Source organism: Paenarthrobacter sp. R1 (assembly GCF_030264015.1).
Taxonomy (GTDB): Bacteria; Actinomycetota; Actinomycetes; order Actinomycetales; family Micrococcaceae; genus Arthrobacter; species Arthrobacter ureafaciens.
Window position 1 is genome coordinate 1,256,079 of record NZ_CP127115.1, and the last position, 21,169, is coordinate 1,277,247.

The 21,169-nt window shown below is 65.4% G+C and carries 18 protein-coding genes; 8 read left to right on the forward strand and 10 right to left on the reverse strand.

All coding sequences use genetic code 11. The features are described from left to right. Positions 1–168 precede the first annotated feature (168 nt). Genes QN084_RS05945 through QN084_RS05955 form a run of 3 tightly spaced genes read left to right on the forward strand, consistent with a single transcriptional unit; the run spans position 169 to position 4,540 of the window. Positions 169–1,380 (forward strand): acetylxylan esterase, encoded by a 1,212-nt coding sequence (locus tag QN084_RS05945; RefSeq protein WP_069695904.1) that lies wholly within the window; start codon positions 169–171, stop codon positions 1,378–1,380. Continuing rightward, positions 1,377–3,431 (forward strand): DUF6807 family protein, encoded by a 2,055-nt coding sequence (locus QN084_RS05950; RefSeq protein ID WP_062097817.1) that lies wholly within the window; start codon positions 1,377–1,379, stop codon positions 3,429–3,431. Before QN084_RS05945 ends, QN084_RS05950 begins: the two co-directional genes overlap by 4 nt. After that, positions 3,428–4,540, forward strand: coding sequence for a M24 family metallopeptidase (locus QN084_RS05955; RefSeq protein WP_069695905.1), 1,113 nt, complete (start codon positions 3,428–3,430; stop codon positions 4,538–4,540). Before QN084_RS05950 ends, QN084_RS05955 begins: the two co-directional genes overlap by 4 nt. A 140-nt stretch (positions 4,541–4,680) precedes the next feature. Here QN084_RS05955 and QN084_RS05960 read toward each other — a convergent pair whose 3' ends face one another. Genes QN084_RS05960 through QN084_RS05980 form a run of 5 tightly spaced genes read right to left on the reverse strand, consistent with a single transcriptional unit; the run spans position 4,681 to position 10,565 of the window. Beyond that, positions 4,681–6,132, reverse strand: coding sequence for an aldehyde dehydrogenase (NADP(+)) (locus QN084_RS05960; RefSeq protein ID WP_069695906.1), 1,452 nt, complete (start codon positions 6,130–6,132; stop codon positions 4,681–4,683). Then, positions 6,113–7,240 carry a mandelate racemase/muconate lactonizing enzyme family protein gene (locus tag QN084_RS05965; protein WP_069695907.1) on the reverse strand — a complete coding sequence of 376 codons (1,128 nt, stop codon included), beginning with the start codon at positions 7,238–7,240 and terminating at the stop codon, positions 6,113–6,115. The genes QN084_RS05960 and QN084_RS05965 overlap by 20 nt, the downstream gene beginning before the upstream one ends. Then, entirely contained in the window at positions 7,240–8,145 is a 906-nt protein-coding gene (locus QN084_RS05970; RefSeq protein WP_062097823.1) for a 5-dehydro-4-deoxyglucarate dehydratase, read from the reverse strand. The genes QN084_RS05965 and QN084_RS05970 overlap by 1 nt, the downstream gene beginning before the upstream one ends. Further along, entirely contained in the window at positions 8,142–9,128 is a 987-nt protein-coding gene (locus QN084_RS05975; protein WP_069695908.1) for an NAD-dependent epimerase/dehydratase family protein, read from the reverse strand. The genes QN084_RS05970 and QN084_RS05975 overlap by 4 nt, the downstream gene beginning before the upstream one ends. A gap of 27 nt (positions 9,129–9,155) precedes the next feature. After that, positions 9,156–10,565 (reverse strand): Gfo/Idh/MocA family protein, encoded by a 1,410-nt coding sequence (locus QN084_RS05980; protein WP_069695909.1) that lies wholly within the window; start codon positions 10,563–10,565, stop codon positions 9,156–9,158. 181 nt (positions 10,566–10,746) lie between these two features. On the opposite strand from QN084_RS05980, the gene QN084_RS05985 reads away from it, so the two are divergent. After that, on the forward strand, positions 10,747–11,796 hold the full coding sequence (locus tag QN084_RS05985) for a LacI family DNA-binding transcriptional regulator (protein ID WP_062097829.1): 1,050 nt from the start codon (positions 10,747–10,749) through the stop codon (positions 11,794–11,796). A gap of 24 nt (positions 11,797–11,820) precedes the next feature. Here QN084_RS05985 and QN084_RS05990 read toward each other — a convergent pair whose 3' ends face one another. Then, positions 11,821–12,519, reverse strand: coding sequence for a FadR/GntR family transcriptional regulator (locus QN084_RS05990; RefSeq protein WP_069695910.1), 699 nt, complete (start codon positions 12,517–12,519; stop codon positions 11,821–11,823). 78 nt (positions 12,520–12,597) lie between these two features. On the opposite strand from QN084_RS05990, the gene QN084_RS05995 reads away from it, so the two are divergent. Beyond that, entirely contained in the window at positions 12,598–13,929 is a 1,332-nt protein-coding gene (locus QN084_RS05995) for an alpha-hydroxy acid oxidase (RefSeq protein WP_062097834.1), read from the forward strand. 85 nt (positions 13,930–14,014) lie between these two features. Here QN084_RS05995 and gdhA read toward each other — a convergent pair whose 3' ends face one another. Then, a complete protein-coding gene (gdhA, locus tag QN084_RS06000) occupies positions 14,015–15,352 on the reverse strand; it encodes an NADP-specific glutamate dehydrogenase (RefSeq protein WP_069695911.1) in 1,338 nt (445 codons plus the stop codon). A 206-nt stretch (positions 15,353–15,558) separates the two neighbouring features. Beyond that, complete coding sequence (locus QN084_RS06005) at positions 15,559–16,098, reverse strand: ArsR/SmtB family transcription factor (protein WP_062099325.1); 540 nt, start codon at positions 16,096–16,098, stop codon at positions 15,559–15,561. A 157-nt stretch (positions 16,099–16,255) separates the two neighbouring features. Between QN084_RS06005 and QN084_RS06010 the strand changes: the two genes are divergently transcribed. Next, the gene (locus tag QN084_RS06010) at positions 16,256–16,732 is read left to right on the forward strand and encodes a hypothetical protein (protein WP_062099328.1); all 477 of its coding nucleotides are present in this window, start codon (positions 16,256–16,258) and stop codon (positions 16,730–16,732) included. A gap of 10 nt (positions 16,733–16,742) precedes the next feature. Here QN084_RS06010 and QN084_RS06015 read toward each other — a convergent pair whose 3' ends face one another. Next, positions 16,743–17,969 (reverse strand): acetoin utilization protein AcuC, encoded by a 1,227-nt coding sequence (locus QN084_RS06015; protein WP_069695912.1) that lies wholly within the window; start codon positions 17,967–17,969, stop codon positions 16,743–16,745. Between the two features lie 103 nt (positions 17,970–18,072). Here QN084_RS06015 and QN084_RS06020 point away from each other — a divergent pair, with 103 nt between their 5' ends. Continuing rightward, positions 18,073–19,506, forward strand: a complete 1,434-nt coding sequence (locus tag QN084_RS06020; protein ID WP_062097837.1) for a TrkH family potassium uptake protein — start codon at positions 18,073–18,075, stop codon at positions 19,504–19,506. Continuing rightward, entirely contained in the window at positions 19,499–20,185 is a 687-nt protein-coding gene (locus QN084_RS06025; protein ID WP_069695913.1) for a potassium channel family protein, read from the forward strand. The genes QN084_RS06020 and QN084_RS06025 overlap by 8 nt, the downstream gene beginning before the upstream one ends. A gap of 55 nt (positions 20,186–20,240) precedes the next feature. On the opposite strand, the gene proC is transcribed toward QN084_RS06025, so the two are convergent. Then, complete coding sequence (proC, locus tag QN084_RS06030; RefSeq protein ID WP_062097839.1) at positions 20,241–21,071, reverse strand: pyrroline-5-carboxylate reductase; 831 nt, start codon at positions 21,069–21,071, stop codon at positions 20,241–20,243. Between the last annotated feature and the right edge of the window lie 98 nt (positions 21,072–21,169).

Below are 21,169 nucleotides of genomic sequence, written 5' to 3' on the forward strand. Positions count from 1 at the left end.
CCCATGTACAGCCTTTTGCTAATTTTTGAGAAAGCGTTTTCTTAGTAGCGCCAATGCAAAGTTTTCCCCACGCTGAAGAAGCTCGGCGTGCGGTTTCGCACACCCTCCGCCCAGCGAAGCAGGACTCCCATTGTTTCCTATCAACCCAGTTCCCCAGGGCCCGTCACCATGCCGGTGACTGAAACGGCGGAACGCCCCGGCGCAATCGCCGGGTACGAAGATTGGCCGGACTACGCCGCGCGCAACACCGGTCCGGGTACAGGCTTCGAGGGAAGTTCGCCGGCAGCCCGGCAGCTTGCCCTGACGTTGGGCGTCCCCGCCGTCAGCGGGAACCTCGATTACACGGTGCACCGGGAAGTGGAACACGACGGCGTGGTCACCTCGCTCCTTGGCTGGCAGACCGGTTTTGGACCCCGGACCGCCGCGTGGTTCGTGCGCCCCGCCGGACCTTCGGGCCCCCTGCCCGGGGTCCTTGCCCTGCACTGCCACGGCGGCATCAAATCCCACGGTGCCGAACGGCTGGTGGCAATGCCCGACGGCGGAACCTCCTCCGCGCATCAGCCCGGCCCCGTGCCAGCGGGCTTGCGGACGACATTGTACGGGGGACGTCCGCTGGCAACCTGGCTCGCCCAGCAGGGCTTCGCGGTCCTGGCCCACGATGCCTTCATGTGGGGCAGCCGCGGTTTCACCCTTGACCCGCTCCCCTACCGAACGGCGCACGCCGTTGCCGGACAGGAGGCACTGTGGCGGGAGGCCGGCGTCGTACCTTCACCGGCAGAACGGTATAACGAGGCGGCCGCGGCGCACGAGGAAACGGTAGCCAAAGCCGCTGCCCTCATGGGTACCACTGTGGCCGGGACCGTGGCCCACGACGACCTTTCCGCGCTCCATGTGCTGGCCGGCCTTCCCGGAGTGGATCCGGAGCGGCTGGGGTGCATCGGGTTCTCCGGCGGAGGCGGCCGGGCCTTGATCCTCGCCGGCCTCAGCCCGCTGGTGCGCAGCTACGTCGTCACATGCATGATGACCACCTTTGCCTCGCTCCTGCCCGCCTACCTGGACGCCCACTCCTGGCTGCTGCACTCCCCCGGGTTGGCGGAGCTGGGCGAGTGGCCGGACATCGCGCTCCGGTCCCGGGCCGAGTCCGTATTGGCGCAGTATGCGCTTCGGGACGGCCTCTTTCCCGAGCAGGGGATGCGAGACGCGCACTCGTACCTCTCCCACCATCTGCCCGGCAGGTACACCGGCACCTTCTGGGACGAGCCCCATGTGTTTACCCCGGCCATGCAGGACGAGGCTGCCGCTTTCCTCGCGTCCGGGCTGCGCGAAAAACGACCCCATGCCACCCCACCTTCAACTGATCCCGCTAGGACGGCCCCATGACCCTGCCCGCTACCGTGCCCGAACCATCGCTGACTCCCGGCCGCCTCCCCCGCATCGCGTTGGTGGGCGTGCACGGCTTCGGCGAACGGCACCTCGACAACATCGCCCGCCTGAGCTCGGCAGGCAAACTGGAACTCGTGGCGGTGGCCGATCCCGTGCCGCCGGCCGATGGCCGGCTCCCCGCAGGAGTGGACGTCTTTGACTCGCTCGAGGCCCTCCTGGCCGCTTACGGCACTGACATGACACCCGACGTCGTCATCATTTCCACCCCCATCCAAACCCACGCCCCCTTGGCCCTCAAAGCCCTGGCGGCCGGCGCGAATGTCTACCTCGAGAAGCCTCCCGTGGCGTCCATGGCGCATTACGAAGAAGTCCTGGCCGCAGCGCGTGCGGCGGGAAAGCTTGTGCAAGTGGGTTTCCAGAGCCTGGGTTCGCACGCCGTGCCTGCAATCCGGAACCTCGTGGAAACGGGCGCGATCGGCGAGGTACGGGGCATCAGCACCACGGGGGAATGGCTGCGCACCAAGGCCTATTTCAAGCGCTCCCGCTGGGCAGGAAAGCGCCGCCTGGACGGAGTGGACGTGGTGGATGGCGTTGCGACCAACGCACTCGCCCATGCGGTTGCGACGGGGCTGCGCCTCGCCGGAGCGGAGACGGTGACCGATGTCCGGTCCGTGGACACCGACCTCTACAGGGCAAACGACACCGAGAGCGACGACACCACGGTGGTCCGGGTGGCCACCGCCGGGACCGTGCTCACGTGCGCCCTGACCCTCTGCGCGCCCGTGCAGACTGCCCCCGCCGTCACGGTGTACGGAACGCTGGGACAACTCACGTTCTCCTACACCGAGGACCGCGTGGAGATCACGTCTCCGGAGGGAACAAGGATCCAGGACTTCGCCCGGACGGACTTGCTGGAGAACCTCATCACAGCCCGCTCCGAGGAGGACCTGCTCAGTCCCCTCGCCAAAACCGGGGCCTACGTGGCGGTGCTGGAGGCCATCCGGACCGCCGAGGCGCCGCGGCTCATCGACCCGGCCCACGTCACCTGGGTGGGTGAAGGCGATGATGCCCACGCTGTTGTCCACGACATCGGGTCGTGGATCCGGCGCGCCGCACTCGGGCAGGCAACCTTTGCCGAGCTCGGTGCCCCGTGGGCGTCCCCCGCAACCCGTCCTGCCGCAAGCATTGATGGAACCACGGTGGCCGTCTTCCAGGACGGCAGCAGCATCCGGCCCACGTCATCGCCGCGGCCCTACCTGCATCCCGTCAGCACCCTGGCGGGCACGGTGGTGACCGATCACGTCCCGGCGGACCACGTCTGGCATCTCGGCGCGGGAGTAGCCGTGCAGGACGTGAACGGCATCAATTTCTGGGGCGGCCGCACGTACACCCGTGACGCCGGCGCCTACGTCTGGCGCAAGGATCATGGCCGGATCGTCACCGAATCGGTTGACCACGGCGACGGCAGGCGGTTGGAACAGTTGAGCTGGGTTGGCCCGGACGGCACGCGTCTGATCGGCGAGCAGCGCGAGTGGCGCTGGTCCGCCGTCGGGCAGTCCATCTGGCAACTGACGCTGGACTTCACGCTTCAGACGGCCACGGACGGGACGGTGCTGCTGGGCAGCCCGGGTTCGAACGGCAGGCCGCAAGGCGGCTACGGTGGATTCTTCTGGCGCCTGCCCAAGGTTGCGGACGCCACCATCTGGACTGCTGACGCGCGGGGTGAGGATGCCGTCCATGGCAGCGTTGCGCCGTGGCTGGCCTGGTCGGGAACGTTCGACGCCGGAAGTCCGGCAGGCGTGCATGGCGCTGAATCTCTGGGCCACCCGGCAACGCTCGTGTTCCGGGCGTCCCCGCAGGCTCCCGACCCCTGGTTCGTCCGGCACTCGGGCTACCCGGGCGTGGGGCTCTCCCTTGCCTGGGAATCCCCCGTGGCCGTGGAACCCGGCAAGCCCATCCACCGCACCGTCTCGGTCCTGATCGCCGACGGCTTCCTGGCTTCACAAGACATTGACCAACTCATCGCAACTTTGGGGGAAACGGCATGACCGCTCAAACGCAGACCACCCGCACCATTACCGCGTCCCGCACGGCACCCGGCAACGCCGCCGACCGTGCCATCAAACGCCGCCGCGTCCTGGACATCCTCGACGCCTCCGGCCGGGACGCCCTGCTGCTGACAAGCAACACCGCCCTGACCTGGTACCTGGATGGCAGCCGGGTGCACATCAGCCTGGCCGGTGACCCCATCGCCGCCCTGCTGGTTGACCGGACGGGCGACCACTTGGTCACGTTCAATAATGAAGCAGGACGGATCGCTGCCGAGGAACTGCCCGCGGACGTGAGCCTGCATACCGTTCCTTGGCACGGACCGCTGCACGCCACAGCCGCCGGCCTGGCCCCGGACGGGAACCCGCTGCTGGAAGGAGACGTCACCGCGGAATTGCGGGCTGCCCGGCAGCAACTCCTCCCTGCGGAGGCAGCCCGCTACGCTGCCTTGTCTGCCGATGCCGCCGCAGCGATGACTGATGTCCTGGGCGAAGCGACCCCTGACACCACGGAGTTTGAACTCGTTTCCCGCCTCGCTGCCCGCGTGGTGGCCGCGGGTGCCGAGCCGTTGGTCCTGCTCTGCAACGGTGCCGGGCGAAGCGATTTCCGGCACCCTCTGGCCACCCATTCCCCCATCGGGCGGCGGGCGATGGCCGTGGTCTGCGCTCGACGTGATGGCCTGGTGGCCAATGTGACCCGGTGGGTGGCCTTCGACGCCGGCAGCCCTGCGGAGTTGGACGCAGAGGCCCGAATCGCCGCAGTTGAGGCAGATATCTTCCGCGCGACTGTCCCCGGGGTACGGCTGAATGAGGTTTTCACGGAGATCCAGCAGGCCTACGAACGTCACGGCTTCGGACCCGAGCAGTGGACGCTGCACCACCAGGGCGGCCCCGCGGGCTACGCCGGCCGGGATCCACGGGTCACCTCCGCGGTGACGGACACCATCGTGCTGAACCAGCCCTTTACGTGGAACCCCTCGGGCCCCGGGGTGAAGATCGAGGACACGGTGCTGCTCACTGACAGCGGGTTGCAGATCCTCACCGTGGACGAGCGGTGGCCCACAACTGAAGTGGACGGCCGCGGTCGTCCGTTGACGTTGCGCCCGTAGGCACCCAACGCGACAACGCAAAAGCGGCGGGTCACCGGAAAGGTGGCCCGCCACCTTTTGTGTTCCCCCGCCCAAGTAAGTAGCAGTTAAGCGCGTTCTGACGGCTGAAAACGCGCTTAACTGCGATTCAGTTGGGTGCTTTAGCCAAGCTGGAGCACGCCGTCCACCCGGCGCGGGATACCCAGCGGGTTGGACTCGTGCAGGGCGGGGTGCAGGATGCTTTCGGGAGCGTCCTGGTAGGCAACAGGCCGCTGGAACCGGCGCACAGCCGTGGCTCCCACCGAGGTGAAGAGGGAGGTGGTGGCCGGGTAGGGGCCCCCGTGCTGCTGGGCCCAGTTCACCGCGACGCCGGTAGGCCACCCCGCGAACAGCACACGCCCGGCGAGTTCACTCAGTTGCTCCACCAAAGCGGAGATGTCCTCGCCCGGCTGGGAGTGGACAGTGGCGGTCAGGCTGCCGGGTACCTTGGCGAGGGCCTGCGACAACTCATCCTGGTTGGCGTACTCGATGAGCAGCGTGGTGGGGCCGAAGCACTCCTCCAGCAGCTCCTCCGGCCGCTCCACCACGTTCGCCGCGGTGGTCGCGAAAACCACGGGGGCGGCGCCGTCGGCAAGCGCATCCTGCTCAGCGGTTCCGCTGACCAGCGTGACGCCGGGCAACTCGGCGACGCCCCGCAGCCCGTGCGGGAACGCTTCCGCGATGCGTTCGGTCAGCATCGCTGCTGCGGGCTTGTCCTTGCTGGCTTCGGCCAGGTGCGCGGCGAAGTCGGTGCCGGCTGGGATGAAGACGAGTCCCGGTTTGGTGCAGAACTGGCCGGCACCCATGGTGAAGGAACTTCCAAGGCCCGCGGCGAGTTCCTCGCCCCGTTCGGCCACTGCCGCTTCCGTGATGACCACGGGGTTCAGGCTGCCCAGTTCCCCGTAGAACGGAATGGGGTCCGGGCGCGAAACAGCGAGGTCGAACAGTGCGCGCCCGCCGGGAATGGAACCCGTGAAGCCGACGGCCTTGATGGCGGGATCCTGGACCAGGGCAGTGCCGGCTTCCCGTCCGCTGACCAGCGCGAAGATACCCTCCGGCGCGCCTGCTCCCACGAGCGCCTCGCTGACGATTTCCGCGGTCCGCTCGGAGAGGCGAAGGTGCCCGGAGTGGGCCTTCACGATCACGGGGCAGCCGACGGCGAGCGCTGAGGCGGTGTCTCCGCCTACCACGGAGAACGCGAACGGAAAGTTCGAGGCCGAGAACACGGCTACGGGGCCAACCGGCCTGAGGATGCGGCGCAGGTCTGGCTTGGGCGGGGTGGCGCCCGGATCGGCATGGTCAATGACCGCTTCGAGGTACGAGCCCTCGGTGATCACCTTGGCGAACAACCGCAGCTGCCCGCTGGTCCGCGCCACTTCCCCCGCCAGGCGGACTGTGCCGAGGCTGGTTTCGGAATCGGCAATGGCCACGAGTTCGTTCACGTTCGCGTCCAGCGCGTCGGCGACGGCGGTCAACCAGGTGGCGCGTTCGGCGTCGGAAGCTGCTGCGGTCACTTTGGCGGCGGCTGCCGCTGCTTGCGTGACCGCCGTCAGGTCAAGAGTTGCTGTACTCAATGTGCATTCCTTTGTTTTCGGAGCTCTCGCTTGCGGGCGTCATGGAACCGAAATCGAAGCCGAGCCCGGGACGCCCCCCGGAACTGAGCCTGCTGTTGCGGATATGGATGGGCGATGATCCGGCCAGGATGCCCAATTGTGCGAACGAAGCATCCTCGACGTCTTCGACCTTCACCGCTTCTGCCATGGTCAGTGCCATTTGGCCGGACAACTCGGGCAGAAGGTGCGGGGCAACCCTGATGCTGTTGGCCCGGGCTAGTTCGACGATCCTCCGGAACGGGGTAATGCCGCCCACGCGGACAATGTTCGGCTGGATGATGTCCACGGCTTCTGCCTCGATGAAATCCCTGAAGCGATAGATCGTGTGGACGTTCTCCCCCAAGGCTATGGGCACCGGCGAGTGCTTGCGCAGCCTCCGGTAGGCCCAAAGATCGTCTGCACGGATCGGTTCCTCCAGCCATTCCAGGCCATAGCCGGCCAGGGCATCCAAGGCCCTGAAGGTATGGGCCAGGTCCCACCGTTGGTTGGCGTCGATCATGAGCAGGCGGTCCGGGCCGATCACTTCCCGGACAGCAGCCACCCGTTCGGCGTCCTCCCGCAGCTCGGGCTTGCCAACCTTGATCTTGACTGCGTTGTGTCCGGCCGCCACCCACCGTTGGGCCTGCTCCACCAACTGCTCCAGCGTGTAGTGCAGGTTCACCCCGGAGCCGTAAACCTCTACGGATTCCTGCCTCTGGCCAAGGAACCCGGTGATGGAGGTGCCGGATTGCCGTGCCAGGAGGTCCCACAGGGCGAGGTCCACGCCGGCCATCGCGATGGTGGTCAGCCCTCCCCCGCCGGCTTCGTGGAGCCGTTTCCACAACTGGTCCCACACGATTTCCGGGTTGGCTTCCACACCGGAAATAAAGGGAGCAATGTCGTGGTCCAGGAGGGCCTTTACCGCGTGGGGACCAATGGAAGGTGTCCAGGAGAAACCGTGGCCCGTGCCGCCGTCGTCCGTGGACAGTTCGGTGACAATCACGTGGTTCTCCGGCGCCTCGGTTCCCCAGCTGCGCAGCAGCGGAACGGTGATAAGCCGCGTGGAGAGCCCGGTGATCCTCGCAGTCATCAGCTGCCGGCCAGCTCGTGACCCTTGGCCAGGATCGCCTTGAGCTCCAGCAGCTGCTCTTCGGTGGGATCAACCAGCGGCGGGCGGACGGAACCAACGGGAAGCCCGGCGAGGCGGAGTCCGGCCTTGATGAGGGAGACACCAAAGCCTGGGGTCTGGTCGCGGAGCCGGACCAGGGGTGCGTAGAACCCCTCAAGCAACGCATTGCGGCGGTCTTCGTCGCCGGCGACGTAGGCGTCATAGTAGGCCTTGGCAATCTCCGGAGCCATGGCAAACGCAGCCGAGGAGTACAGCGGGATGCCCAGTCCCCGGTAAGCGCCCTGGGTGAGTTCCGCGGTGAGGAGTCCGTTGAACAGTGCGAAGTCCTTGCGGCCGCTGGCGTTGATGGCAGACACGATTTCCTGGGCAAGCCCAACGTCGCCGATCCCGTCCTTGAAGCCCACCACCTTGGGGTTGGCGGTCAGGCGGGTCATGGCTGCCGCGGTGAACTTCGCCGTGCCGCGGTGGTAGACAATGACGGGAAGGCTGCTGGCAGCGGCGACGGCCTCAACGTAAGCCACTACGCCGTCCGTCGGCCCGGAGACCAGGTACGGAGGCAACACCAGGAGTGCGTCGGCGCCGGCTTCCCCGGCCACCTTCGCAGCGGCGATCGCGTGGCCCAGCGGGCCTCCCGCACCGGCGACGACCGGAACCGCGCCGGCAACGACCTCGACGGCGGCAGTCACCACGGTGCGGATCTCATCGAGGGAAAGGGCATGGAATTCGCCCGTGCCGCATGCTGGGAACACACCGCCCGGACCGAACGGCAGCCGTGAACCGATGTGTTCCTTCAAAAGCTCCACATCAACTGAGCCGTCTTCGGCGAAGGGTGTGACGGGGAAGAAAAGTACGCCGTCGAAATTCATGCTGTCTCCTTGCTGGTTGCGCCCGCAGGCACAAGCCCGCGGTTGTTCTCGTCCTTGAGTACTGCTGTGTCTGCGCCGTCAAAAGGCGGGGTGAGTTCGGTGCGCCAGCTCCGCTTCGGTTCCCAGCCCAGAAGGGTGCGTGCCTTCTCGATGGAGAACGCTGGACTGGTCCCCGTGAGGTGTTCCGTGAGCGGGCCGCTGCCGGGCAGGAACTGCGGCAGCAGCTCCGACAGTGGCGCGGCAGCCAAGGCATCCTTGGCCCCCACGAAGAACGTCTGCCCGTTCGGAATGGAATCCATCTTCGCCAGGAGCACATCCAGGAAATCAGCAACATCCCTCGCGTCAACGTAGTTGAACAGTGCGGGAGCGGACAGCGACGGATCCGCCAACCGCTCGCGTACCGTGTGGCCTTGCTGCGTCAACGCGCCCTCCCACTCCTCGGGCGAAATGACGTAGCAGGGGCGGAACGCCGCGTAGCGGATCTTGTCCCCCTGGGCGGCGGCAAACATCCGGATTGTTTGCTCGGCGATCAGCTTGGACAGCGCGTACGCGTTCCAGGGTGTTGCCGGCGTGTTTTCGTCCAGCGGGAACGACGGCGGCAGCCAGCCTTCCGGGCAGCCGTAGCCCAAGGCGGTGGGGCTGCTGGCCGTGACGATCCGGCGAACGCCAACTTCTGTTGCTGCGCTGATGACGGCGAACGCGAGCCGCGTGTTGGTGCTGAAGATGACGTCCTCAGGAGCGCTAAAGGGGACAGCGATGGCCGCGAGGTGGATGACAGCGTCCGGCGCCGTCTCGCGAATCAGCCGTTCGGCTTCCCCCGGCGCCAGAAGGTCGGCGGTGTACTGCACTGCGCCGGCGGGCAACTGCTCTGCGGGGATGGCGTCCCGGTCGACCGAAAACACCTCATGTCCGGCGGCCGCGAGTCCGGCGACGACGCTGCGGCCAAGCCGGCCGGAACCGCCGGTGACGAAAATCCTGCTCATTGGTTAGTCCTTGTTGTCAAAGAAGCTTTAGCCCTGGCCGCGGCTGAGGTCGGCCCCGAGGCCAAGCTCGCTGATGCGGACAGGAAGGTCGGTTTCGAGGGACTGGTTGCCGGCAATGCCAACCGAGACGGAGCGGAGCCCATCGATGTAGCCGGACGGTCGGCCCAAAGGGTCCACGCCGGGTCCGTTGAAAAGGTCGGAGAGGAGCAGGTTGTCGCCGCCGCCGTGGCCGCCCTCTCCATTGATGATCGGGACTTCATAGGCGGGCTCCCAGTGGGGCTGGACCACCAGGCGCTCCCCGTTACGCCGGACCGCGTCTTCCTCCTCAACCGGGGTAGCGCTCGGGTCCACCACGGTCTTCTTGTCGGTGCTGAATTCGACGGCGGCGCGCTCTACCACTTCGAGCTCGGCGCGGCCCTCGGTTCCGTTGACGCTCACCCGGTAGCCCTCCCAGGGGCTGTGCGCATTCAGGGAATAGCTCAGGGTCGGACCGCCCTGGTAGTCCACCACCAGCGCAAGATTGTCCTCGATGGTGATGCCGTCGGTGAACACGTCCTGGTCACGGCGGTACCCATCGAACTTTTCGTTGTCGTAGTACAGCGCCTTCAGCCGTTCGTCGTCGCGGAGGTCCAAACGGAAGGGATCGCGTTCCAGGCCGTCCACGGTTCCGCGCTCCGGACGGGCACCGAGGCCGCGCTCGCTGGCGTTCTTGTCCCCGTAGAAGCGAAGGCCGCCGGAGGCAAAGACGCGCTCGGGGACATCGTCGATCCACCAGTTCACGAGGTCGAAGTGGTGGGAGGCCTTGTGGATGAGGAGGCCGCCGGAGTTCTTCTTATCGCGGTGCCAGCGGCGGAAGTAGTCGGCGCCATGCACGGTGTCCAGCACCCAGCTGAAGTCGATGGACGTCACTTTGCCGATCACGCCGCTCTGGATGATTTCCTTGAGCGCTGAGTTGCGGGGCGAGTAACGGTAGTTGAACGTCACCACCACGTTGCGGCCGGTTTCGGCCACTGCGGTGGTGATGCGGCGGCAGCCTTCAACATCAATGGTGAGCGGCTTTTCAACCACGACGTCGGCACCGGCCTCGAGCGCTTCGACGATGTAGTCCGCATGCGTGTAGTCAGGCGTGGTGACGATGACGCGCTCGATGCCGTTGGCCTGGATGAACTCCGTGAGCCGGGCGGGCTCGAAGGATGCTACCGGAGCCGGCGCGCCGAGCTCCTGGATAAGGTCCTGGTAGAAGTCCACACGGCCCGGGTTGACGTCGGACAACGCCACGAGTTCTGCCACGTCGGAGTGCTGGCCGTAGATGGCCCTGATGTACATTTCGGAGCGGCCACCGGTGCCGATGAGGGCGATCCTGGTCCGGTGGGCGGAGGTGTTCGGGGATGCCGCAGCAGCGACTGGTTGGGTCTCGGCGGTGTCGACGTTGACCATGGGGAAATGCCCCTTTCCAAAGGCAGGAATGAACCGCTTGACGGCCCGGCTTGATCTGGGAAGAATCATGAGAAAGCGTTTTCTCAGAGCGTTATAAGCTTTGTATCAAGACACTGGCGGTCGCGTCAACCATCGCTCCAAGGACGGAGCAGCACGCGGTCGGCCAACCGGAAGGGGCACCATGGCACGCAGGAATACCAACAGGCGCGTTGGCATTGCCGACGTCGCGGAAAAGGCAGGCGTCTCCCACGCCACCGTGTCGCGCGTCATGAACGGCAACGCAGCAGTGGACCCCGGAATCGCAGAGCGGGTCCGTGCTGCGGCAGCGGAATTGAAGTACCAGCCGAACCCCGTTGGCCGAAGCCTGGCACTGGGAAAGACCGATACCATCGGCATCGTGGTGCCCGACCTTGCCAACCCGACCTTCCAAGCCATCCTGCGCGGACTCAGCATCGCAGCAGCCCAGGACGGTTACAGAGTCCTGATCGCCGATTCATCCGAAGTAACCAGCGAAGAAGCCATCCTGGCCGGAGAAGCACGCCGGCGCTGCGACGGAGTTGTTCTTTGCGCGCCACGCATGGCGGATGCCGAACTCGAAGAGTTGGCTCCCACGCTCCATCCCCTGGTCCTCATCAACCGGACCACCATCACCACCAATACCCCCAGCCTGAGCGTCGACTACGGGGAAGGCATCCAGGAGCTGGCCAAACACCTGGTTTCACTGGGGCACAAGCGCCTGGCCTTCCTTTCCGGTCCCGAACACAGCGCATCGAACCGGCAGCGCCTGGTGGGCCTGGACAAGTTCCGGAGGGAACACCCGGAAATCGAGCTGCAGATGCTCCACGGCGGTTCCAACTTCGATTCCGGACACGAGTCCACGGACGCCATCATCGCCAGCGGCGCTACCGGCATTCTGGCATTCAACGACCTCGTCGCCATGGGCTTGCTCAGCGGCCTGCACGAACGCGGCATCCGGGTCCCGGAAGACATCTCGGTCACCGGCTTCGACGACATCCCGTTCGCCAAGTACACCACTCCCCCGCTCACAACGGCCGCTGTGCCCATCAACGAACTCGGCAGCCTTGCCTGGCGGCGCATGCGCGAACAGATCCAGCAATCGGCCGAAGCCCTCAGCCAACCGCAGGATGAGTTCGAGCCCCGGATTGAAATCCGCAAAAGCACCGCGGCCCCTGCACTCACGCCCACTCCTGCCCCGCGGGTTGGCAGTTAAGAGCAATCCCACCGGGTAAAACTGTCACTTCGGTGAGGGCGCCGAGCCCACACCTGCCTCCGCGTAGAAGCCCCTGATGTGCGCGGCCACCAGCTCCGCTGCCCGGCCGCCGTCGTTCGCGTTGACCGCCTCAAGGATGGCGCGGTGCTCCGCCCGAAGCCGCGCCGAAGTGGCGTTCCAATCGGGCAGGTTTCCTGTCAGTTCGCCGGCGTAGTTTTCTATGGCGCCGCGCAGGGACGCCATCATGGCACTGACGACGGCGTTGCCCGCCGCCTCAGCCAGGGCGACGTGGAACCGGGAGTCCAGGGCCAGGAAAGTGTCGACGTCCGGGGCGTTCTCCATTTGCTCGAGAAGCTCCGCGGCGTCGTCGAGTGCCGCTACCCCCGGCCGGGCCCGCTCCGCTGCCCAGGATTCCAGGAGCACCCTCGTTTCCACGATGTCCGGGACCGGCAGGTGCCTGGTGGCCACGTGCAGGCGAAGGGTGGACCCCAACGCCGACCCCGGTTCAGCGATCACGATGGTGCCTGCGTCCTTTCCGGACCCCACGCCGGCGCGGACCACCCCCATGGCTTCCAGGATCCGCACGGCTTCACGGACGGACGTGCGGGAGACCTGCAATTGCTCGGCCATGGCCCGCTCGCCGGGGAGCCGGCCGCCGAGTGCCAGTTCTCCGCTGGCGAGTTGGTTCTCGATCCATTCCAGGACAAGTTGGTGCGTTCGCATAGTCGAATAGTAGTTGATGTGGTCTGTCCACATGGCCTACAGTGTGGTTAGACCACACCACCACCAGGGAGAACCGAAGTGACAAACACCCTCGATCCCAAGCTCACGGCCGCCCCCGCCAATGCCGGCAGCGACCAGAACGTCAGCCGCGCACCCCAGCCGGCCCCCGCCGTCGTACAGCCTCCCGCGCTGAAGCGCCGCGTCCCCAAAGTGGCCGACCTCGCGCCGCTGATGCAGTTCAAGAAGCCCGAATTCAGCAAGGCCGCCCGCCTCAAGCGGGCCAACACCATCTGGGAACTCCGCGACATCGCCAAGCGGCGGACACCCCAGGCGCCCTTCGATTACACGGACGGTGCGGCCGAAGAGGAAATCACGCTTCGCAGGGCACGCCAGGCGTTCCAGGACATCGAGTTCCGTCCCGGGATCCTGCGCAATGTGTCGAAGATCGACCTGCGCACAGACATCCTTGGGCAGGAGTCGAAGCTTCCGTTCGGCATCGCCCCCACCGGGTTTACCCGTATGATGCAGTCCGAAGGCGAGTACGCCGGCTCCCAGGCAGCTGAAGCCGCCGGGATCCCGTACACGCTGTCCACCATGGGCACGGCATCGATCGAAGACGTTGCAGCGGCTGCACCGAACGGCCGGAACTGGTTCCAGCTGTACTTGTGGACGGACCGGGACCGCTCGCTCGAGCTGATCGAGCGCGCTGCCAAGGCAGGCAATGACACCTTGATGGTCACAGTGGACACGGCAGTGGCCGGCGCCCGGCTCCGCGATGTCCGCAACGGCATGACCATCCCGCCGGCCCTGACCTTGAAGACGGTGCTGGACGCGTCCTACCGGCCGGCCTGGTGGTTCAACTTCCTCACGCACGAACCGCTGACCTTCGCCTCACTGTCCCGCTACACGGGCACGGTGGCCGACCTGATCAACTCGATGTTCGATCCCACACTGACCTACGAGGACCTCGACTGGCTCCGCGAAACGTGGAAGGGCAAGCTCGTGGTCAAGGGCATCCAGACAGTGGAGGACGCCCGGCGCGTCGTGGACCATGGCGCAGACGGGATCGTCCTGTCCAACCACGGCGGACGCCAACTGGACCGGGCACCGATTCCGTTCCACTTGCTGCCGGAGGTGACCTCTGCCCTGGAAGCGGACAACAGCGACGCCGCGGTCGTCCTGGACACAGGCATCATGAGCGGAGCCGACATCGTGGCAGCACTTGCCCTTGGCGCGGACTTCGCTTTGATCGGCCGCGCCTACCTGTACGGACTCATGGCCGGGGGCCGCGAGGGCGTGGACCGCACCATCCAGATCCTGGAGAAGGACATGACCCGCACCATGGCCCTGCTGGGCGTCAGCAAGGTTTCGGAGCTGAACCCGGAGCACGTGCGGCTGCTCCAGCGCTGACCCGTCCAGGTACGCTAACCCATCCAAGTAGCAGTAGAGCGCGTTCTGAGGGTTCAGAACGCGCTCTACTGCTACTCAGTTGGAATTAGATCAGGCCCTGGGCGAGCATCGCGTCGGCAACCTTGACGAAACCACCGATGTTCGCGCCCACTACGTAGTTACCGGGCGCGCCGTATTCCTCGGCCGTCTCGGCGCAGCGGTCGTGGATGCCCACCATGATTTCGGTGAGTCTTTCCTCGGTGTGCTCGAACGACCACGAATCGCGGCTGGCGTTCTGCTGCATTTCCAGGGCCGAGGTTGCCACGCCGCCGGCGTTGGCAGCCTTGCCCGGCCCGAACAGGATGCCGGCCTCCTGGAAGACGGACACGGCCTTCTGGGTGGAAGGCATGTTGGCACCTTCGGCCACGGCGAGCAGGCCATTGCTGACCAGCTTTGCGGCGGCGTTGCCGTCCAGCTCGTTCTGGGTGGCGCAGGGCAGGGCAACAGTGCCGTTGACGTCCCACACGCTACCGCCGGCAACGTAGCTCGAGCCGGGGCGCCGGGCCGCGTACTCCGTGAGGCGTGCGCGCTCCACTTCCTTGATCTGGCGCAGGAGTTCGACGTCGATGCCGGAATCGTCCACGATGTAGCCGGCCGAATCGGAGCACGCCACCACAGTTGCGCCAAGCGCCTGGGCCTTGGCGATCGCGTGGATGGCAACATTGCCCGAACCCGAGACCACAACGCGCTGGCCGTCGAAGGAGGTTCCGCGGGTCTTCAGCATTTCCTGCGCGAAGATCACGGTGCCGTAGCCGGTGGCCTCCGGGCGGACCAGCGATCCGCCCCAGGAGATGCCCTTTCCGGTGAGCACACCGGACTCATACCGGTTGGTGATCCGCTTGTACTGGCCAAAGAGGTAGCCGATTTCGCGGCCGCCCACGCCGATGTCGCCCGCGGGGACGTCAGTGTATTCTCCGATGTGCCGGTACAGCTCGGTCATGAAGGACTGGCAGAAACGCATGATTTCCGCATCGCTGCGGCCACGGGGGTCAAAGTCGGATCCGCCCTTGCCGCCACCGATCGGCATGCCGGTCAGGGCGTTCTTGAAGATCTGCTCGAAGCCCAGGAACTTCACGATTCCCAGGTACACGGACGGGTGGAAACGGAGACCCCCCTTGTACGGGCCGAGGGCCGAGTTGAACTCCACCCGGAAGCCACGGTTGACGTGTACACGGCCGGAGTCGTCAGTCCACGGGACGCGGAAGATGATCTGGCGTTCAGGCTCGCAGAGGCGCTCCAGGACCGCACCCTCAAGGAACTCGGGGTGCCTGTCGTGGACCGGGCCGAGGCTTTCGAAAACCTCGGTCACGGCTTGGTGGAACTCCTTCTCACCCGGATTGCGAGCAAGTACGGTGTCCCGGACGGCTTCGAGCCTTGAATCCATTGCGTCTTCCAATCCCTTCAGTGCCACGGGCGGCGGCAAGACAGTAAGTCGCACTCATGGTTTCACCATCAAAGGTAGGATCTCCACCCGGGTCGGATGTGACCGAGGAACGCGAGTTAACACAACCGTGGAAAATCCTTGAAATGTAAAGGATCAGAAGGTGAACAAAACCTCACAATGTGAGAAGGATCACGTTAGATTGCGGGCTAGCGCTTCCGCCCGAACTTAGGCAGGGTGGGCAGGTTCGCAAGCAGGTCGGCTGCCTTGGTGGCGGCCCGGCCCACCGTGCGGCCAATTTGCTGCGGAACAGTGTCATCGGTCTGAAGCTCCACCGAGACCGGAGCCTCGCCGGCCTGAACCGTGACGGCCGGACTCAACGCTTGGGGCACCGCTGTCAGTTCGGCTGCGGCGGGAGCTTCGGCCACCTCGGCAGCCACTGCCGCTTTCTCCCCCGCAGAAGGTACGACGGCGACGGGAGCCGCGGGTCCGACGTCGAACGTTTCCAGCCAGCTGGCCACGCCGGCCAGGGGCTTGGGGTTCAGGGTGTAGTAACGCTTCTGGCCCTGCGCGCGCATGCTGACAAGGTCCGCTTCACGCAAGACTTTCAGGTGCTTGGAGATAGTGGGCTGGCTCGCAGCCAGTTCTTCCACCAGTTCGCCTACAGCCTTATCCCCAGAGCGGAGGGAAACCAGGATCTCGCGCCTGGTTGCCTCAGCTATGACGGCAAATACGTCGTCAGTCACCATGCCTCCCACCCTAGCGACATATACGTCAATTGGCATCCCTGTTTCCTGCGGCGTCACCGCCCTCCCCGTTGACCGCGCAATGACCCGGTGCTACAACGTTTTCACGGTCCGTCCGGGCTCCCAGGCCCCGACCGCCAACTGCACGGGGTGCATTGCTATGGCTGACTTCTTCCGCCGGCATATCTTCAACATCATCGCTGCGGCGTTCCTGGCGCTGTTTGTCCTGGTGTGGACCACGGTGCTCATCCGGGTGGGCACGTGGGTTCCGACCGGCCAGGCCGAGGCACCCGAACTCAACGGAGCGTTGGTGACGGCCGCCGGAGTCCTGGCCACGTCGCTGAGTTCCCTCACCGCTTCGGCGTTGGGGTTCACCATCTCGGAGGTCAAAAGGGACAACGCCGGGGCGGACGGGAACGGGCCGCTGGTGAACCCTGCACAGGTGGCCACCCGGCTCTCCGGACGGGTGATCTTCGCGATCATGACCTACATGACCATGGGCATGCTGGTCCTGGTGCTGTGGCTCTTCAAAGGCCAGGCTTCAACGGACCTCATCGGAGCTTTCGCCTTGTCATTGCTCGGCTGGCTGGTGGGGGCTGCAGGGGTGGTGTTCCAGACCGAAAAGTCGGACGCCTAGCCGCAAACGCTCAGTCGAACCAGGGGTCCAGGCCGTACAACGGAAAGATCTCCTTGCGCGTGGCGATGACAGTCCGGTCCACGGGATCGGCAGGGTCATAGCCCACTTCCCAGGAGCGCCACCAGATATCGACGTCGTCGCCCATGCTTTCCGGCGCGGACACCCCGTACTTCTCGCTGACATAGGTGCGCCACGATGCGGGCACGGGCTTGGCCAGGGGAACGGGACGCTGCGTCACCATTCCGATCAAGTGGGTCCACGCGCGCGGAACAACGTTCACAACCTCGTACCCGCCGCCCCCGGTGGCTATCCACCGGTTATCGCAGTACCTGGCCGCGAGGCTTCCGATCGCGCTTGCGGCCTCCCGCTGGGCGTCCACGCTGAGGTTGAGGTGCGTCAATGGATCCAGCCGGTGGGAGTCGCAACCGTGCTGGCTCACAATGACCTCGGGCTGGAAAGCGCCCACGATCTGCGGAACCACTGCGTAGAACGCCCGAAGCCACGCGGCGTCGCCCGTGAACGCCGGAACGGCCACGTTCACTGCCGTGCCCGGGGCATTCGGGCCACCGGTCTCATTGGCGAAACCTGTTCCGGGGAACATGGTGAGGCCCGACTCGTGCAAGGAAATGGTCATGACGCGCGGATCGTCCCAAAACAGGCTCTGGGTCCCGTCGCCGTGGTGGGCGTCGACGTCGATGCTCACCACCCGCTGCACGCCGTTGTCGAGCAGCCTCTGGATGGCCATCGCGACGTCGTTATAGATGCAGAAGCCGCTGGCCCGTTCGCGGGCGGCATGGTGCATCCCGCCGCTGAAGTTGACGGCCCGCACGGCGGCCCCGGACAGAATCGCGTCCGCCGCCACCAGCGAACCTCCGGCCAGTCGCGCGCTGGCCTCGTGCATTCCGGCGAACGCCGGGTCGTCTTCGGTCCCGAGCCCGCGTCCTTCATCCGGAGTGAAAGGGTCATCACTGACCTTCCGCACCGCTTCCACATAGGCGGCGCTATGGACCGAGCAAAGTTCGACGTCGGTGGCTATCCTGGGCGGTTCCATCGCCACATGCTTGTGGTCGAACAGGCCCAGCGTTTCAGCAAGTCTTGCTGTCAGCTCAAGCCGCTGCGGTGCCATCGGGTGGGTAGGCCCGAAGTTGTACGCGGTCATGGCAGAGTCCCACACCACCGTCGTTGGCAGTGCGGAGCGGGTGATGCTGGAAGCAGACGTTCCAAGCGTGTCATTCATCCAGAACAGGCTACCTGAGGGCGTCCCGCCGCTTCGCCCGGTTACGGCGGGCGAATAGTGGTTTACTACTCAGGGAAAGTATGTTCACTTGAGGAAGAGCGCCATGTCTCAAAGCCAGTCGCGGTCAACTACCCCGGCCAACTGGCAACCCGGCCAGCCGGAACGCGAAGGCTTGTGGATTTTCACGCGTGCGCGCGACTTTATCGACAACATCGCCAACACCTCCCCGGCCCGCCTGGCGCTGGTGGCCTTCTCCTTGGTCATCCTGCTTTTCACCGGGCTACTGTCACTTCCGGCGTCTTCTGCCTCCGGGGAGCCCACTCCCCTCCACCAAGCCATGTTTACCGCGGTTTCCAGCGTCTGCGTTACCGGGTTGACGGTTGTTTCCACTGCCACCCACTGGTCTTTCTTCGGGCAGCTCGTCATCCTGATCGGCATCTTCGTGGGCGGCCTCGGTACGCTCACGCTGGCGTCGCTGCTGGCCCTCATGGTGAGCAAACGGCTTGGTGTCCGTGGAAAGCTCATCGCGCAGGAAGCCATGAACAACGCCGGCAGGCTCGGCGAAGTGGGTACCCTGCTCCGGATCGTGATCGTGACCTCGGTGGTCATCGAGGGTGCCTTGGCCCTGGTCCTGGTGCCACGGTTCATGCTGCTGGGTGAGCCGTTCTGGCAATCGGTGTGGCACGGTGTCTTCTACTCCATCTCAGCCTTCAACAACGCCGGCTTCACTCCGCACTCGGACGGAATCGTTCCCTACGAGACCGATCTGTGGATCCTCGTACCCCTGATGCTGGGGGTATTCCTGGGCAGCCTCGGCTTTCCCGTGGTCATGGTGCTGCAGCAAAACGGCTTGAACTGGAAGAAATGGAACCTGCACACCAAGCTCACCATCCAGGTGTCCTTCATCCTGCTGGCGGCGGGAACAGTCCTCTGGGCATTGATGGAGTGGGACAACCTGCGGACCATCGGGCACATGAGCCTTGGGGACAAGATCATCCACTCACTCTTCGCCTCGGTGATGACCCGGTCCGGTGGATTCAACCTGGTGGACCAGAACCACATGGAATCCACCACCATGCTGCTCACGGATGCCCTGATGTTCGCCGGCGGCGGTTCGGCGTCCACCGCGGGCGGAATCAAGGTGACCACCATCGCCGTCATGTTCCTGGCAATCGTTGCCGAAGCGCGCGGTGACGCAGACGTCAAGGTCTACGGCCGAACCATCCCCCAAGGCACCATGCGGGTAGCCATCTCCGTCATCGTGGCCGGAGCAACGCTCGTCTCCGTGGCTGCTTTCCTGCTGTTGTCCATCAGCGGAGCTTCTCTGGACCGGGTGCTGTTTGAAACCATTTCCGCCTTTGCCACCGTTGGACTGAGCACCAACCTCAGTGCCGAACTGCCGCCGTCGGGCGTTTACGTCCTGACAGCGTTGATGTTCGCGGGCCGCGTCGGCACCGTTACCCTTGCTGCGGGCCTGGCCCTGCGCCAGCGCAGCCAGCTGTACCACTACCCGGAAGAGAGGCCAATCATTGGCTAGCATCCAAGGGGCGGCCAATCGCCCCGCCCACAACGCGCCTGTCCTGGTGATCGGACTCGGGCGTTTCGGTTCGGCAACCGCCGAGCAACTGGTGAAACAAGGCCGGGAGGTCCTTGCGATCGAACGTGACCGTGGCCTTGTCCAGAAGTGGGCACCGGCGCTGACCCACGTCGTGGAAGCCGATGCCACCAACATCGACGCCCTCCGCCAGCTCGGTGCGCAGGAATTCAGCTCCGCCGTGGTGGGCGTCGGTACATCGATCGAATCCTCCGTGTTGATCACAGTGAACCTGGTGGACCTCGGAATCCAGCACTTGTGGGTCAAGGCCATCACGCCCTCGCACGGGAAGATCCTCAGCCGCATCGGTGCCAACCACGTCATCTACCCCGAAGCCGATGCCGGCGTCCGCGCAGCGCACCTCGTGTCCGGGCGCATGCTGGACTTCATAGAGTTCGACGACGACTACGCAATCGTCAAGATGTACCCGCCCAAGGAAACCGTGGGCTTCACGCTGGAGGAATCCAAGGTCCGCTCAAAGTACGGCGTGACGATCGTTGGCGTGAAGACTCCGGGCGAGGACTTCACGTATGCCCGGCCGGAAACCAAAGTGTCCGGACACGACATGCTGATCGTATCCGGACACGTGGACTTGTTGGAGCGCTTCGCGGCGCGGCCTTAGCGGCGCGGCCTTGGCGGTTCGGCGCGGGCTTAGCGGTGCGGCGCCGCCTTGGCGGTCAGCCAAGCTCCTTGGTGATCTCAGCTGCCCTCGCTGCGGCAGCCCGGGCGCCTTCGGCAATGATCTTGGGCAGCCCGCCGTCGTCGAACGCGGCAATGGCGCGTTCGGTGGTGCCGTTCGGGCTGGTGACTGCCTTGCGGAGTGCGCTCGGATCCGCACCCGGTTCAGCGAGCATGAAGCCGGCCCCGGCTACGGTCTCGCGCGCAAGCATGACGGACAATTCCTCGTCCAGACCGAGCTCAACACCGGCGGCGGCCATGGCCTCGGCCAGATAGAACGCATAAGCGGGACCCGAACCGCTGATCGCGGACAGGGCGTCCACCTGCTCCTCAGGAATCTCCACAACCTTGCCGGCTCCTGCGAACGCAGCCTTGGCTGACTCGAGCTGCACAGCCGTGCAGTGCGTTCCGGGCGACACTGAAATGACGCCCCGGCCCAACTTGGAGGGAGTGTTCGGCATAGTGCGGATCACCGGCTGGCCGTCCGGGAGGGCCGCCTCAAGCTGGGCAATGGAAACCGCGGCAGCAACGCTGACCACCACAGTATCCTTCGCCAGCGCCGGGCTGATTTCCCGGGCGAGGTCCGTGATGCCCACAGGCTTGACGCCCAGGATAACCATGCTGGAACCCTTGGTGGCCAGCTTGTTGTTGTCCGGTTCCTCTTCGCCTGCAATAGCGGTAACCCGGTGCCGCTCGGCCAGCTCCTCCGCCCGCTCGGCCCGCCGCACCGTGGCGACGATGTCCGAAGGGGCGGTCCCGGCAGCAAGGATGCCGGTGAGAATTGCCTCGTTCATTGATCCACAGCCAAGGAATGCGATTCGGTTGCTCATTGGTCCATCATGGCAGTTCCCCTGCGGAGGGGTCGAACGGAGTCCGCACTGAGGGATTCACAGCAAGTTCCCAAGATTATTGCAGGCCCCACCCAAGG

Excerpts from the sequence above, each read along its gene's own strand:
- QN084_RS05945 (WP_069695904.1), top strand. The coding sequence starts at position 169 with ATGCCGGTGACTGAAACGGCGGAACGCCCCGGCGCAATCGCCGGGTAC.
- QN084_RS05950 (WP_062097817.1), top strand. The coding sequence starts at position 1,377 with ATGACCCTGCCCGCTACCGTGCCCGAACCATCGCTGACTCCCGGCCGC.
- QN084_RS05955 (WP_069695905.1), top strand. The coding sequence starts at position 3,428 with ATGACCGCTCAAACGCAGACCACCCGCACCATTACCGCGTCCCGCACG.
- QN084_RS05965 (WP_069695907.1), bottom strand. The coding sequence starts at position 7,240 with ATGACTGCGAGGATCACCGGGCTCTCCACGCGGCTTATCACCGTTCCG.
- QN084_RS05970 (WP_062097823.1), bottom strand. The coding sequence starts at position 8,145 with ATGAATTTCGACGGCGTACTTTTCTTCCCCGTCACACCCTTCGCCGAA.
- QN084_RS05975 (WP_069695908.1), bottom strand. The coding sequence starts at position 9,128 with ATGAGCAGGATTTTCGTCACCGGCGGTTCCGGCCGGCTTGGCCGCAGC.
- QN084_RS05980 (WP_069695909.1), bottom strand. The coding sequence starts at position 10,565 with ATGGTCAACGTCGACACCGCCGAGACCCAACCAGTCGCTGCTGCGGCA.
- QN084_RS05985 (WP_062097829.1), top strand. The coding sequence starts at position 10,747 with ATGGCACGCAGGAATACCAACAGGCGCGTTGGCATTGCCGACGTCGCG.
- QN084_RS05990 (WP_069695910.1), bottom strand. The coding sequence starts at position 12,519 with ATGCGAACGCACCAACTTGTCCTGGAATGGATCGAGAACCAACTCGCC.
- gdhA (WP_069695911.1), bottom strand. The coding sequence starts at position 15,352 with ATGGATTCAAGGCTCGAAGCCGTCCGGGACACCGTACTTGCTCGCAAT.
- QN084_RS06005 (WP_062099325.1), bottom strand. The coding sequence starts at position 16,098 with ATGGTGACTGACGACGTATTTGCCGTCATAGCTGAGGCAACCAGGCGC.
- QN084_RS06010 (WP_062099328.1), top strand. The coding sequence starts at position 16,256 with ATGGCTGACTTCTTCCGCCGGCATATCTTCAACATCATCGCTGCGGCG.
- QN084_RS06015 (WP_069695912.1), bottom strand. The coding sequence starts at position 17,969 with ATGAATGACACGCTTGGAACGTCTGCTTCCAGCATCACCCGCTCCGCA.
- QN084_RS06020 (WP_062097837.1), top strand. The coding sequence starts at position 18,073 with ATGTCTCAAAGCCAGTCGCGGTCAACTACCCCGGCCAACTGGCAACCC.
- proC (WP_062097839.1), bottom strand. The coding sequence starts at position 21,071 with ATGAGCAACCGAATCGCATTCCTTGGCTGTGGATCAATGAACGAGGCA.